Annotated in this window: 12 protein-coding genes; 9 read left to right on the top strand and 3 right to left on the bottom strand. The window is 49.9% G+C overall.

Translation table 11 applies throughout. The features are described 5' to 3' along the window. From LACPH_RS12355 to LACPH_RS12335, 5 genes are all read left to right on the top strand, one after another. Positions 1 to 1,326, top strand: a complete 1,326-nt coding sequence (locus LACPH_RS12355; protein ID WP_274785100.1) for a dihydrolipoyl dehydrogenase family protein — start codon at positions 1 to 3, stop codon at positions 1,324 to 1,326. Between the two features lie 302 nt (positions 1,327 to 1,628). Further along, positions 1,629 to 2,645 (top strand): tryptophan--tRNA ligase, encoded by a 1,017-nt coding sequence (trpS, locus tag LACPH_RS12350; RefSeq protein WP_274785099.1) that lies wholly within the window; start codon positions 1,629 to 1,631, stop codon positions 2,643 to 2,645. 138 nt (positions 2,646 to 2,783) lie between these two features. Further along, positions 2,784 to 3,392, top strand: a complete 609-nt coding sequence (locus tag LACPH_RS12345; RefSeq protein WP_049172817.1) for a LemA family protein — start codon at positions 2,784 to 2,786, stop codon at positions 3,390 to 3,392. A gap of 8 nt (positions 3,393 to 3,400) precedes the next feature. Then, positions 3,401 to 4,261, top strand: coding sequence for a TPM domain-containing protein (locus LACPH_RS12340; RefSeq protein WP_274785098.1), 861 nt, complete (start codon positions 3,401 to 3,403; stop codon positions 4,259 to 4,261). A 264-nt stretch (positions 4,262 to 4,525) separates the two neighbouring features. Continuing rightward, a complete protein-coding gene (locus LACPH_RS12335; protein ID WP_274785097.1) occupies positions 4,526 to 5,881 on the top strand; it encodes an MATE family efflux transporter in 1,356 nt (451 codons plus the stop codon). Between the two features lie 90 nt (positions 5,882 to 5,971). On the opposite strand, the gene LACPH_RS12330 is transcribed toward LACPH_RS12335, so the two are convergent. The 3 genes from LACPH_RS12330 to LACPH_RS12320 are packed head-to-tail and all read right to left on the bottom strand — an operon-like array spanning position 5,972 to position 7,554. After that, positions 5,972 to 6,466 carry a GNAT family N-acetyltransferase gene (locus LACPH_RS12330; RefSeq protein ID WP_274785096.1) on the bottom strand — a complete coding sequence of 165 codons (495 nt, stop codon included), beginning with the start codon at positions 6,464 to 6,466 and terminating at the stop codon, positions 5,972 to 5,974. Positions 6,467 to 6,491: 25 nt separating this feature from the next. Beyond that, positions 6,492 to 7,316 (bottom strand): class I SAM-dependent methyltransferase, encoded by an 825-nt coding sequence (locus tag LACPH_RS12325; protein ID WP_274785095.1) that lies wholly within the window; start codon positions 7,314 to 7,316, stop codon positions 6,492 to 6,494. Between the two features lie 52 nt (positions 7,317 to 7,368). Further along, complete coding sequence (locus tag LACPH_RS12320; protein ID WP_039639913.1) at positions 7,369 to 7,554, bottom strand: hypothetical protein; 186 nt, start codon at positions 7,552 to 7,554, stop codon at positions 7,369 to 7,371. A 225-nt stretch (positions 7,555 to 7,779) separates the two neighbouring features. On the opposite strand from LACPH_RS12320, the gene LACPH_RS12315 reads away from it, so the two are divergent. The 4 genes from LACPH_RS12315 to LACPH_RS12300 all read left to right on the top strand — a co-directional run bounded on the left by LACPH_RS12315 (position 7,780) and on the right by LACPH_RS12300 (position 13,482). After that, a complete protein-coding gene (locus LACPH_RS12315; RefSeq protein WP_087913302.1) occupies positions 7,780 to 9,309 on the top strand; it encodes a Ppx/GppA phosphatase family protein in 1,530 nt (509 codons plus the stop codon). Then, positions 9,306 to 11,471, top strand: a complete 2,166-nt coding sequence (locus LACPH_RS12310) for an RNA degradosome polyphosphate kinase (protein ID WP_274785094.1) — start codon at positions 9,306 to 9,308, stop codon at positions 11,469 to 11,471. The genes LACPH_RS12315 and LACPH_RS12310 overlap by 4 nt, the downstream gene beginning before the upstream one ends. Beyond that, positions 11,468 to 12,409 (top strand): exopolyphosphatase, encoded by a 942-nt coding sequence (ppx, locus tag LACPH_RS12305; protein ID WP_049172805.1) that lies wholly within the window; start codon positions 11,468 to 11,470, stop codon positions 12,407 to 12,409. The genes LACPH_RS12310 and ppx overlap by 4 nt, the downstream gene beginning before the upstream one ends. A 92-nt stretch (positions 12,410 to 12,501) precedes the next feature. Next, on the top strand, positions 12,502 to 13,482 hold the full coding sequence (locus LACPH_RS12300; protein WP_274785093.1) for a DUF1002 domain-containing protein: 981 nt from the start codon (positions 12,502 to 12,504) through the stop codon (positions 13,480 to 13,482). Positions 13,483 to 13,516 lie beyond the last annotated feature (34 nt).

The following is a 13,516-nucleotide window of genomic DNA, read 5'->3' as shown; positions in this document are numbered from 1 at the left end:
ATGGCATATGATTATGACACGATTGTGATCGGTGGCGGCCCCGGTGGCTTAGCTGCTGCTTATGGTCTCGCGGCGCAACAGAAGGTATTGGTCATTGAAGGCGATCTGTGGGGCGGCACCTGTCCCAACTACGGCTGTGATCCGAAAAAGATGCTGTATCGCGGTGTTGAAGTGAAAAATGCCGCCTTGCGGATGAACGGTTTTGGGATTAGCGGAACGGCTAAAATCGATTGGCCGTCCTTGATGGCGTTTAAGCGTGGTTATACGAGTGGCATTCCGGCTGGGACTTTGAACGGCTTAACCCGCACCGGCATTAAAACATTATATGGCCGGGCACAGTTGCTCGGTGAACACGCGGTTAAAGTCGGTTCGCAAAATGTCACAGGTGAACATATTGTCATCGCGACTGGCCACACGCCACGCTTTCCGGATATTCCCGGTGCCAATTTGTTGAAAACAAGCCGCGATTTTCTGGATTTAGATGAGCTGCCGACCAGCATCGCGTTTATCGGTGCCGGGTACGTCAGTGTCGAGCTCGCCAATATTGCGGCCGCTGCCGGTGCGGAAGTGCATATCATCGGGCACTCTGATCGCTTGCTGCGGGCTTTCCCAAAAGTCGCCACCGAAGCGTTGAAGCAGCTGTTGATTAAGTCCGGCATTCATTTTCACCCTAATGTTGAACTCACGAAAATCAGTCCGCTTGGCACGATGACACATCTGCATGCGGATGATTTTGACATGAATGTCGATATGGCGATTACGGCCATGGGGCGCATTGCCAACGTTGCTGACCTCGGTCTTGCTAATGCTGGGATTAGGGCGGACACCCGCGGGATTCCGGTGGATGATCATTTGCGCACGGTTGTTCCAAATATCTATGCGCTCGGCGATGTGAATTTGAAGCCGCAACCGAAACTGACACCAGTTGCCGGATTTGAAGGACGCTATGTGGCCAGCCAGATTCTGGGTGATCAGGAGCCGATTCATTATCCTGCGATCCCAACGATTGTCTTTGGACCGACCGAGCTTGCCAAAGTCGGCGTGGCCCTCGAAGACGCAGAAGCTGCGCCTGATCGGTATCAGGTGGTTCATAACGATACCACCCAATGGTACACCTATCACCGTCTGCAGGATCCAGAAGCACAAGTGTGGACGATTGTCGACAAAACAACCGGCCATCTCGCCGGTGCGGTTGTACTCGCCAGCCTAGCCGAAGATCTGATCAATACTTTCGCCGCAGCCATTGACGCAGGTAAACAGCCAGCTGAGCTTAATCAGATCTATGCTTATCCGAGTGCGCAGAGTGACTTGCAGTATTTGTTTTAAGTTGGTTGAGTTGCATGGCGCGAGTTCACGCTCTTGCTGTTGACATCACTGCAATAGTTGGCTAACCTAAACTCATATTCACCCAAACGATGAGTAGTCTATCCAAGTGGTCTCAAGAGAGTCGGCGGTGCTGTGAAGCCGGTGGCCGGGATAGGTAAAGTTGGGTCGTTTGGGTTATGTTCGGTGGGTGCGCCTTAAGCCAAGAGTGGTCCGCAAGTCGGACAAATTAGGTGGTACCGCGCGCAGGCGTCCTATGTTGCAATGACATAGGGCGCCTTTTTTAATTGAAGGAGGTAGCTGACATGGCAAAAAAAGTGATTTTAACTGGTGATCGGCCAACAGGACGGTTGCATATTGGCCATTATATTGGCTCATTAAAGAATCGGGTTGAGTTGCAGAATTCAGGCGACTACGAGACTTTTGTGATGATAGCGGATACGCAGGCGCTGACGGACAACGCGAATGATCCGGAGAAAATCCGGCATTCGCTGCTGGAAGTCGCGTTGGATTATCTGGCGGTCGGGATTGATCCTGACAAGACAACGATCTTGGTCCAGAGCCAGATTCCGGCGCTGTTTGAATTGACCGCTTACTATCTCGACTTGGTGACCGTCAATCGTTTGGAACGCAATCCGACCGTGAAGGCAGAAATTAAACAAAAGGCATTCGGTGATAGTGTTCCGGCCGGCTTTTTCATTTATCCGGTCAGTCAGGCAGCCGATATAACGGCGTTTAAGGCGACAACCGTGCCAGTCGGAGATGACCAGGAACCGATGCTGGAACAAACCCGCGAAATCGTGCGGACTTTTAACCGTACTTATCACAAAGATGTATTAGTCGAACCAGAAGGCTATTTTCCGCCAAAAGGTTTAGGGCGCCTTCCTGGCATTGACGGTAATGCGAAAATGAGCAAGAGCCTCAACAACGGTATTTATTTGGCGGATGATGCCGATACCGTTAAGAAGAAGATTATGTCGATGTATACCGACCCTAATCACATTCATGTGGAAGATCCCGGCAAAGTTGAAGGCAATGTCGTGTTTACTTATCTGGACATTTTTGATCCGGATAAGGCGCAGGTGGCCAAGTTGAAGGAGCAGTATCAACACGGCGGCTTAGGGGATGTCAAAATCAAGCGCTACCTGATCGATGTCATGGAAGCGGTGCTTGAACCGATTCGTACGCGGCGGGCCCATTACGCGGAAGATATGGGTGCGGTTGCGGAAATGCTCAAACAGGGCTCAGCTAAGGCCAATGTGGTCGCCAATCAAACCCTGCAGGAAGTTCGCGATGCCATCGGTTTCAACTACTTCAAATAACCAGATCCGTCTTTAGCCGGATGTCGATTGGTACCGGCATGGTAAAATAAAAGGGAAGTGAAAAACTTGATTACGGACGCGAATTGGCCTAGCGACGATTTTTTGCTGCCGAGGTACGTCCCAGAGGAGAATTGAATGATGAAAACGAAACGACTAAGTCCAGTTGCAGTGACAAGTATCGTGCTTGGCGTGATTGTGGCCATTTGCCTGATTTTTGGCATTGGCACGTATAACTCATTAGCAAAGCAGAATCAGGCGGTTGAAGCGCAATGGAGCCAAGTTGAAAACGTCATGCAGCGACGCGCCGATTTGGTGCCTAACCTGGTCAATGCCGTTAAAGGCCAGATGGGTCAGGAACAAAAGGTTTTTGGTGAAATTGCCGAAGCCCGCAAGTCCTATGCGAACGCAAACACAACGACTGGCAAGGCCAAGGCCGATGACCAGCTGAATAAGAGCGTGGGCACCTTGATTAACGTCATCAAGGAAAACTATCCGAGTTTGCAAAGCAGCAATCAGGTAAACACGTTGATGACGCAGCTTGAAGGTAGTGAAAACCGGATTTCGGTTGAACGTAAACGCTATATTGACCAAGTGCGTGATTACAATCAAAGTGTTGTAACGTTCCCGAAGAACATTTTTGCCAGCATGATGGGCTTGGGTAAGAAGGATACCTTCAAAGCTACCCCGTCAGCCCAGACGGTACCAAGCGTTGATTTTTCAAGTAATAGCTCCAGCTCCGGGAAGTAGGTGGCGCCATGCGCAGGCATTTAGCGTGGTTATTCGCCGCGCTGACGGGCTTGCTGCTGTTTGCCGGTGCAGCCCATCCGGTGGCAGCGGCCGAGGATCTGCCGGCACGACCGACTGACCATTACTACCTGGATCAGGATCAATACCTTGACAATACTACCAAGCAATTAGTCGACCAAAAGAATCGCTACTATCAGGGAACCAAGCAGCAGCCGCAAATTGCGGTCGCTGCTTTGAAGTCCACCCACGGCGATCCGTTGTCGGATTATGCTCCGGATTTATTCCAAAAGTGGGGCATTGGTAAAAAGGGTACCGATAATGGTGTCCTGATTCTGTATGCCGACAATAACGGTAAGCAAAATCTGCGGATCGAAGTGGGCTATGGTCTCGAAGGCGATTTGCCGGATGCCTTGGCCGGACAGATTCTAGACAGCAATCTGAAATCGATTAAGTCACACAACAAGGCGGATTTAAACCGAGCGTTGCGCAAGGTGTTTAATGCCGTTGCGACCGTGATTGATAAGAAATACAAGTTTCCTAAAGACCAGAACACGGTGCCTGATGAAACCATGAATCAGTATCGCAGCACAGGCCACAGTCAAGGTGGCAGTTTATTAGGGAAAATCATTTTAATTTTCCTGGCGGTTGTCGTTGTTGCAGTCATCTTCGGCGGCCGTGGCGGTGGTGGCCGCGGAGGTCGCCGCCGCGATGGCGATAGCGGTTTCTGGCTATGGCTCATCATCGACGCCTTGCTCTCCGCAGGCCGAAGAGGCGGCGGAGGCGGTTTCGGCGGTGGCTTTGGTGGCGGATCCGGTGGTGGCTCAAGCTGGGGCGGCGGCAGCTCCGGTGGCGGTGGCGCCGACGTTTGATTGCAAATATGTTTCATTTACCAGACAGTTATTCAGCTGTCTGGTTTTTTGTGCTATGGTGGTGAAATTGTTAAGCGCGAACCGGCGCGGTTAGAAGCCGGAGCATAAGTGGCCTCGAGCCTAAATGGCTGGTCTTTGGCCATTTAGGCTCGAGGTCCTTATGTGCAGGCTTCTGCGCCGGTGAGCGCGTTATGGGAGTAAGAAAGAAGCTTTGCCTTCCCCCACCCGCAGTCAGACAAACATTACAAATTTTGGAGGTTAGATATGCGCAATTTAACAATTGGCAAACCATTAAAACTCATCGTGTTGTTTACGATCCCACTGTTAATCGGGAATCTTTTTCAACAACTTTACAGTTTTATGGATGCGCTGATTGTTGGCCGGACGATTGGCAAAGATGCTTTGGCAGCTGTCGGTGCAACATCTAGTATTGTTTTTTTAATTATCGGCTTTGCCCAAGGCACAACGGCAGGATTGTCGATCTTAACGGCACAAGCTTATGGTGCTCACGATTATCGGCGGGTGCGCCGGAGTTTTGGGACGAGTGTCTGGATTACGCTTGGTATTTCCCTGATTCTGACGGTCGGCGCGGTCACTATGACCCGGCCGTTACTTGCGGTGATGCAGACGCCGCCGGACATCATGGACGATTCGATTGCCTTCGTGCGGGTCATTTACTTTGGCATCATTGCGTCAATGGTGTTTAATTTGCTGAGCAATATGTTACGGGCATTAGGTGATTCGCGCACACCGCTGATCTTCCTGATTATCGCGACCATCATCAATATTGCGTTGGACTTCTGGTTCATCCTTGGTTTTCATTCCGGGGTTGCCGGTGCCGGTTACGCAACTGTCAGTGCGCAAGTGATCGCGGCATTGCTGTGCTGGGTATATATCCGCTTGCGAATTCCGCTATTGGTGATCCGGCGCCGGGACTTGCGAATCGATTGGCAGGATATTTTACGCCATCTAAAAGTGGGCCTGCCGATGGGCTTTCAAATGTCCATCATTGCCATTGGGGCAGTGATTTTACAGGTCATGCTCAACACACTTGGCACCAACGCGGTCGCAGCGTACACGGCGGCTGGACGGATTGATCAGCTGGCAACGTTGCCTTCCGCTTCTTTCGGAGTGGCCATGGCCACGTTTGCGGCCCAGAACCTGGGTGCAAAAGCCTATGGCCGCATCCGCCGCGGCGTTTACCAAACGCTGGTTGTTAACGTTGGCTTATCGCTGGTTTTAGGGGCCTTGATTATTATTTTCAGTAAACCGCTCGTTAACTTGTTCCTTGGCCCGAATCAGCCAGCGGTCACGGCTTTGGCCCAGACGTATTTCCATTACAATGCCAGCATGTATTGGTTGTTGGCGATTCTGTTCACGATTCGCAATTTGTTGCAAGGTTTAGGCCAGACGCTGGTACCAACTGTTGCCGGCTTCTTTGAACTCGGCATGCGGGCGTTTGCCGCAATTTTCCTAGTCGTCCCATTTGGTTTCGCCGGTGCGTCCGCTGCCAATCCCTTGGCATGGTTCGGCAGCGTATTAGTGCTGGTCAGCTCTTACGTCCGCACCATGCGACGCATTAGGCAACAGGAAGACACCCTTGCCGGTGAGCAAGAGTGAGTTGCCGTTATTCAAGGCTACCAAAAAACAGACAAATGAGTTTCGCAAATACTGCGGCTGAAACTCATTTGTCTGTTTCTATTTACGGGCCTATATCCCAAAATGCTTACCATAAACCTCTAGATCCGCGTGGCCTTCTGGCAAGGTTGCGATCGCCGGTAAGTGACCCCAGTGTTCGTAGCCAAATTTTTGAAATAAGTGGCGGCTTGCTTGGTTGTGGCCGAAGATGCGGGCAATAACGGTGGTCAGGCCGTGGGCAGGGGCTTCGTGATCAACGAAAGCCAGCGCGGCGGTGCCGACGTGATGGCCGCGGGCGGCTTGGTCAAGGTACAAGCTGATTTCGGCCGTCTGGTCATATGCCGTACGGTCGCTGTAAGCCGAGAGCGTCAGCCAGCCGACAGTTTGGTGGTGGTTTTGGATCACCCACGCCGGAAAATGGGCATTGTGCGCGGCGAACCACGCCGACTTTTGCGCCACGGTTTGCGGTTGTAGATCCGCGGTTGCGCGATGCGTCGGAATGGTTTCGTTGTAAATCGCGACTATTTTTGGCAAGTCAGCGGCAGTTGCCGGTTTAAATTCGATCATCGTTCATCATCGACTTTCTTGGCAATTAAAATGTGATGCGGCCAGTAAAAGTTGGCAGGGTAGCGGTCCCATTGTGGTGCATTGCTTCCAGCTGTGGCTTGACGCGATCACGCAAATTGGTACTTAACTTCAGCTCTGTCAGCAAGGCATTGGTAGTCGCGATTTCCCACCGGGCATCATCTAAATCCGGATCTTCGAGGAGGCGGCCGGCGGTATAAGTCCAAGTGTGATCGTGGGCTATTTGGATCAAAGTGTCAGGCGTGATCAACGTGCGAATATTGGCGACATCACTGGGGGCAATCGCATAAAGCAGTCCCTGAACCATCGCCGCCTGCAAGTGACCGATTTGATTAAGCGCCGTGGGCTGAAGCGACCATTCGGCAACATCCACAAAATCACCAATCGTGCGCAGATTGTTCAAGAGCAGCGCCAAAGCATTGGCCGATTCAAAATACCAAAGGCTATGAGCCATAACGATCCGGTCAAAATGCTGATCCGCCAGCGTGCCGAGACTGCTCGTAAGATCCGTATTAAAATGCACCGTTAACCGACTGGCGAGCGGACCATTCAACAAGTGATCCCAAGCCTGTCCCAATGTCAATGGTGCCCCATAATCGCGGGAGGCAATATCGACACCGGTAACGTGGCCGCTGGAACCAACACGATCAGCCAAAACCGCACTCAAGTCGCCTTGGCCGCAACCGATTTCCAGAATATTTTCACCGGCTTGAACTTGCCACGCGTCGGCAATGGCAATGCGATGAGCAGTTTGGCGACGTTTAACGGCATAACTATCAGCGGTAGGTCCAAGCGCCATAAGTTTGGTGATGTCATCAAGGTGATTCTTCATGAGAGACTCCCTTTATGTAAAGTTAAATGTGGACGATGTAGTCAGGCTCTTTTTATAAGGAAAAAGTACAGCCGATATCGCCTTTTCCAGAGTGACGAAGGTTGATCAGCGTCAAAAGTGAGACTTCCTTCAGCGTCGTTTCATGATGGTCTAAGATTATCACAAAAATATTGGCGATTGCGCAAAAAGATGGCGACAATCGCATATTTTTATATAAACCGTGGTCATACTGGGTCACATTGGCCTAGCCTCCATATGATAGCGAAATAATTGGAAGAAGTTGTGAATCTACGCCAAATTCGGCGAAGTATCGGCTAAATATTTGGTAAACTTGAATTGGAGTGGCTAAGCAGATAAATAAGGCTTGGCTAAAAACTCATGCAACCAAAATATGCCGTGCTATGATGGCATTAGGATGAACGGTTCGGTTTTGGTGAATTTAAAAAGAATGGACGGAACGGACATGGCAAATAATATACAGGGATTCGCGATGATCGGTGCACAATCCATCGTTTTTAGCATCACGAATTTAAGGACACTTAAAACAATTGAACGCGGTAAATATCCAGTTGCCATCGGGGATGATTTTTATGCCGAACACGAAATCCTCCCTGAAACCGTTGATACCATTGTGCAGGCGTTTGATGCCATTAATCAGATTTTTAAGGACTATGGCGTGACGACGGTTAACGTTTATGCCAGTACTAGCTGGGCTGAGGCGGACAATGCCGAGTTTGTTCGGGACCAACTTTATACCCGCACCGGTTGGCTGATCCGGACAACTTCATTATCGGAAGAGGCCTTTTTCCGTACGCAGGCCATTATGGTTAAATTCCCACAGTTTGCCTCGATCACGCAAAAAGGAACGGTGTTGATCGATATCAGCTCCGGTTCGGTTGAATTGACAACGTTTTGCCAAGGAACCTTTGGCTTTTCCCGTAACTTGTCCTTAGGGCCGTTGCGGGTGTACGAGATTATGAGCGATGTTCAACGCTCGGTGACGAATTATGTCGAAGTTATGCGTGATTATATCGACAGCCGCTTACTGGACTTCATGCGCTTGCTGCCGCAAGGGGTTGAGTATACCAACATGATTTTGATGGGCAGCAGTTTGTCGATTTTTCAAAATCTGATCCCGGAAGGCAAACGGCAGGTCGAAACCGATCGGCCGGGCTTTGACATGCTTTACGATGAAGTGACGAAAGCGTCCGACCAGTACCTTGCCGATACTTATGATCTGACCTCAAGTCAAACATCGCTGGTGTTGCCAACGGTTTTGCTTGTGTATCGTCTGATCGAAACACTGAATAGCCAATCAATCTGGATTTCGGATCTCAAAGCGATTGATGGCCTCGAAGTCCACGCGGCGCACGCTGGCGGGTTTAAAAAACTCGGCTTCGATCCTGATGAAGAAATTGTCATCAGCGCTAATAATTTAGCCAAACGTTATCAGGTCGACGACAAACATATGGAAGCGACGCGCACGTTTGCGTTGCAGCTTTTTGATCGGCTCAAGAAACTGCATGGGATGGGCAAACGTGAACGCCTGTTGCTGGAAGTGGCGGCGACTGTGAGCGATATTGGCAGTTACATTGAAACCCACAAGCATTATGCCCACTCGAATTACATTATTATGGCTTCAGAAATTATGGGTTTAAACGAGTTAGAAGTGACGATGGTCGCAACGATTACCCGCTTCCACAGCTCGGTGACGCCACAGTCAGACTTGAAGAATTTTCCGATGATGTCAACCGAAAACCGGTTAGTCGTCGCGAAACTGTCCGCGATTTTGCGCGTAGCCGACAGCCTCGATGCCTCCCGCCAGCAGAAAATTCAACAACTGCGCGTCTCAGTGAAGCCAAACAAAGTCTTGTTGTCAGCTAAAGTGAATGATGACATTGAGCTGGAACGATGGACGTTGGCACGAAAAGGAAAATTTTTCTCGGAGGTTTTCGGAGTAGGGCTTGAGTTGAAAGGACGAAACACACTATGAAGAAGCTTGATTTTTCTAAACCACGCTATTTTAATAACCGCGAGCTAAGTTGGCTTGCGTTTAATGATCGGGTGTTAGAAGAAGCGCGAGATAAAAATAATCCATTGTTGGAACGCGTCCGTTTTCTGGGCATCACCCAAAGTAATCTGGACGAGTTCTTCAACATTCGGGTTGCTTCATTAAAGAAAATGGTGACGGTCAATTATGACAAACCGGATGCAGCCGGCATGAAGCCGCAGGAACAACTTGATGCAATTTCCAAAACGGCGCACGCCATGGTGGAAAAGCAATACAACACATTGGTGCGATCGTTGACGCCAAAATTGGCGGCAGTGGATATTCAATTACTGCATCCTAGCGACTTGAACCAGAAGCAGCGGGATTTTGTGTCAGACTATTTTCACTATGAACTTTATCCGGTTCTGACGCCGATGGGAGTCGACCCGACTCGGCCGTTTCCATTCTTGGGTAACAACAGCTTGAACTTGGCGATTCGGCTGGTTCGGCCAGAAGATAGCGAAGATGATAAGTCGCGTTCGTTTGCCATGGTTCAGGTGCCGGATGTGTTTCCACGCGTTTTGCGGCTGCCTGGTGGCGATAACGTATTTATTTTACTCGAAGAAGTCATCCGAATGTTCGTCGGTGAGTTGTTCGTCGGCGCCGATATCAAGGAAACGGCGACATTCCGCGTAACCCGCGATATGGATATGGACGTGGCTGAAGAAGATGCTTCCGACCTGATGAAAGAGATTCAGTCACAACTTAAAAAACGTCAGCGCGGCAAGGTGATGCGCCTGGAAATTGAGGCAGGCATGGGCAAACACCTGCGGAAGCGGCTGACCAAGGCGATGAATGTCAAAGACGAAGACATTTACGAAATTCATGGGCCGATCGATCTGAATTTTCTCAGCAAGCTTGTGAAGCAGGTTCACGGCCATAAAGAGCTTTTGTTTAAACCATTCACGCCTTATATGGATCCGGCGTTTGAGCGCGAATCGATCTTTGACGTCATCAAGGAACGCGATGTGTTTATGCAGCATCCCTATGACAGTTTTCAGCCAGTCATTGATTTTATCCGTGAAGCTGCCCAGGATCCGCAAGTCTTAGCGGTGAAAATGACCTTGTATCGCGTGTCGAGCAAATCGCCGATTATCCGTTACCTGAAGCAGGCCGCTGAAAATGGTAAGCAGGTCACTGTCTTAGTCGAATTGAAAGCTCGATTCGACGAAGAAAACAACGTGCATTGGGCGCAAGAACTTGAACATGCTGGCTGCCACGTCATTTATGGTTTGGTTGGCCTCAAAACCCATTGTAAGTTGGCGCTTGTTGTGCGGCGCGAAGAAGAAGGCATCAAACGTTACATGCACATGGCGACCGGGAATTACAACGACGTCACCGCCCGACTTTACACCGATATGGGATTGTTCACCTGCAACAACGAAATCGGGGAAGATGCATCGAATATTTTCAACATGCTGTCCGGCTTTTCGGAACCACCGTATTTCCACAAGCTGGTCATCGCACCACTTGGCATTCGCGACTATCTGATGGATCGAATTGACGAGGAAATCGCTGCTGCTAAAGCCGGTCGTAAAGCCTTGATCCAGATGAAGATGAATTCGCTGTCCGACACTGCCATGATCGAGAAGCTTTATGAAGCCTCGCATGCCGGGGTCGAAATCCATCTGCTGGTTCGCGGCATTTGCAACTTGAAAGTCGGGATTCCCGGCGTTTCGGATAACATCACCGTTCATTCGATTGTCGGTCAGTTGCTGGAACACAGCCGAATTTATTACTTTTACGCGGATGGTCAGGAAAACGTCTATCTTTCCTCAGCTGATTTGATGAATCGCAATTTAAGTCGACGCGTGGAGCTGCTTTTCCCGATTCTACAAGACGATATTCGCGAGCGCATCATCAAGATCTTCGGGATTATGTGGGACGATAATGTTAAAACCCGCATTCTCCAGCCGGATAGCACTTGGACCCGCGTGCAATTGCGCGGCGTGACCAAGCTTAATGCACAGGCTTATTTCATTAAACATGCTGTCGCCATGGGTGAAGCATTGCGGCGTGAAGAAATCGATCAGGCACCTGAGGATTTGCACGCAACGCACGCATTTATTCCCATGACGGCACCAAAGGAGGATGATGATGCATGACGCATCACTTCGCAGTAATTGACCTTGGCAGTAATTCTGCCCGGATGACGATCTGGTCGATTGATCAGGAAGTCGTGAAACCGGTCAAGCGACTCAAGGAAATGGTGCGCTTGTCTGAAGATATGGGGACGTCGCGAACCCTTCAGCCAGCAGCCATGGACCGAACGTTGAAGGCGTTACAAGGGTTCAAAGCCGAACTGGATAAGTATGAAGATATTTCCTTAAAAGCCGTTGCCACGGCAGCGGTTCGCCAAGCCAAGAACCAAAAGGCCTTTCTTAAGCGGGTCAAAAACGAGGCTGGCTTGACGATTAGCGTGATTCCCGGCACGCGTGAAGCCGAGTATGACTTTTTAGGGGTGGTCAATACGCTGCCGATTCAAAACGCCTTAATCATGGATACTGGCGGCGCATCGACTGAACTGGTTTTGGTGCAGAATCGTAAGCTTCAGCATCTGGTATCGATTCCATTCGGGTCGGTCAATTTGTCCGAACGCTTTTTGAGCCCGGATGTTATTTCGGCAGCGGAGTATTTTTCCTTGAGTACGTTCATTCACCAAACTTTCAATAGCGTTTGGTGGCTGCGGCGAGCCCAGAATCTGCCAATTGTGGCACTGGGTGGGAGTAACCGGACATTAGCCAAAATCGAGCGCCGCAAAGAAAAACTTGCGGATTTCGAAGCGATTCATGGTTATCGGATGCCAACCCAGCAAGCGAACAATATTTTTAAAGAGATTCTGAGTTCTGATCTGGCGACCCGGGAAGCCATTCCAGGATTAGCGAAGTATCGGGCGGACATTATTGTGGGCGGCTTGGTGCCGGTGATTTCCATGATCCGGTATCTTGATTCCGATCGGCTGACCTTTTCCCAGTTTGGCTTACGTGAAGGCGCGCTTTATGATCACCTCAACAGCCGGGCCGTGGCGCAGCGGGAGCATTAGTTAATCATTGCTTAAAAAGCATGCTAATTTGCTGACGGAATGCGTCCAAACAGCGATAATGAAAGTACCAATCTAAAGGATGGTTTTGAGCTATGAAAAAATTGATCAAATGGCTGGGGTTGGCTACAGCCGGTCTGGCATTATTAACAACAGCGCCACGCGTGGTGCGGGCGGATACCTGGTCGCAACCGGTGGCCACGCTTGGCGCCTCACTGACAAGCGATCAAAAAAGCGGGACGCTCAGCACGCTGCAAAATGCCGCGGGTGTTTCCAACGCCAGTCAACTAACGGTCAATGGCGCAACCTTAGTGAAGTATCTCAATCCTTCGGGCAGCTCGTTCACCGAAAATTCCGGCGTTTGGTCGAGTGCGTTGGTGCAAAAAACCAATAATGGCGGGATCAATGTCACCATTGTGCCGTATAACGGTACAAATAACATTACGACCATTACGGCTGACCAATATCGCAATGCCGCGTTAACGGCGGGCGTCAGCAACGCCAACCTGTATATTACCAGTGCCGTTAAAATTGACGGTTCCGGTGCGTTAGCTGGGGTCTATGCGGCGTTTGCCCAAAACGGCGACAACCTCAACAATCAACAAATCAACGCTGCCCAGCAGGAAGTTAACACGCTTAGTTCGATTACCCAAGCCAACAAAGACAAAGACGGCTATTCGGACAAGCAGCTCAATAATGCCGTTGCCGGTGCCAAGCGGCAAATGGCGACCCAAAGTAACAATGGCCAGCAAACTTTGTCCCAGAACCAAATCGGTAATATTGTGGACAGCCAGCTTAAGCAGAATAATTTAACGACCATTATCAACAATAACCAACGTCAATTGATTATTAATTTGCTGGTGAATGTGCAAAAAGCCGGTTCCTTAAAGAATACCGATTTCAAGGCACAGGCAAGCAAATTAGCCAATTCAATTCAAAATTCGGCAAAAGGGCTGTTTGATAAGCTCAATAAAAGCCTAAACACTGAAGAAAACCGGAATTTCCTGCAGAAAATCTGGGATGGCATCGTTAGTTTCTTTAACGGTATTGCCCAGTGGATTCGGAGTCAGTTTTAATAACCGCAACTTGGTAAGTTAGAAACGAGGTGGC

Origin of the sequence: Lacticaseibacillus parahuelsenbergensis (assembly GCF_030770265.1) — a bacterium.
Taxonomy (GTDB): domain Bacteria; phylum Bacillota; class Bacilli; order Lactobacillales; family Lactobacillaceae; genus Lacticaseibacillus; species Lacticaseibacillus casei.
Note: the sequence above shows the minus strand (reverse complement) of the source record. Positions and strands in the feature narration are given on the sequence as shown.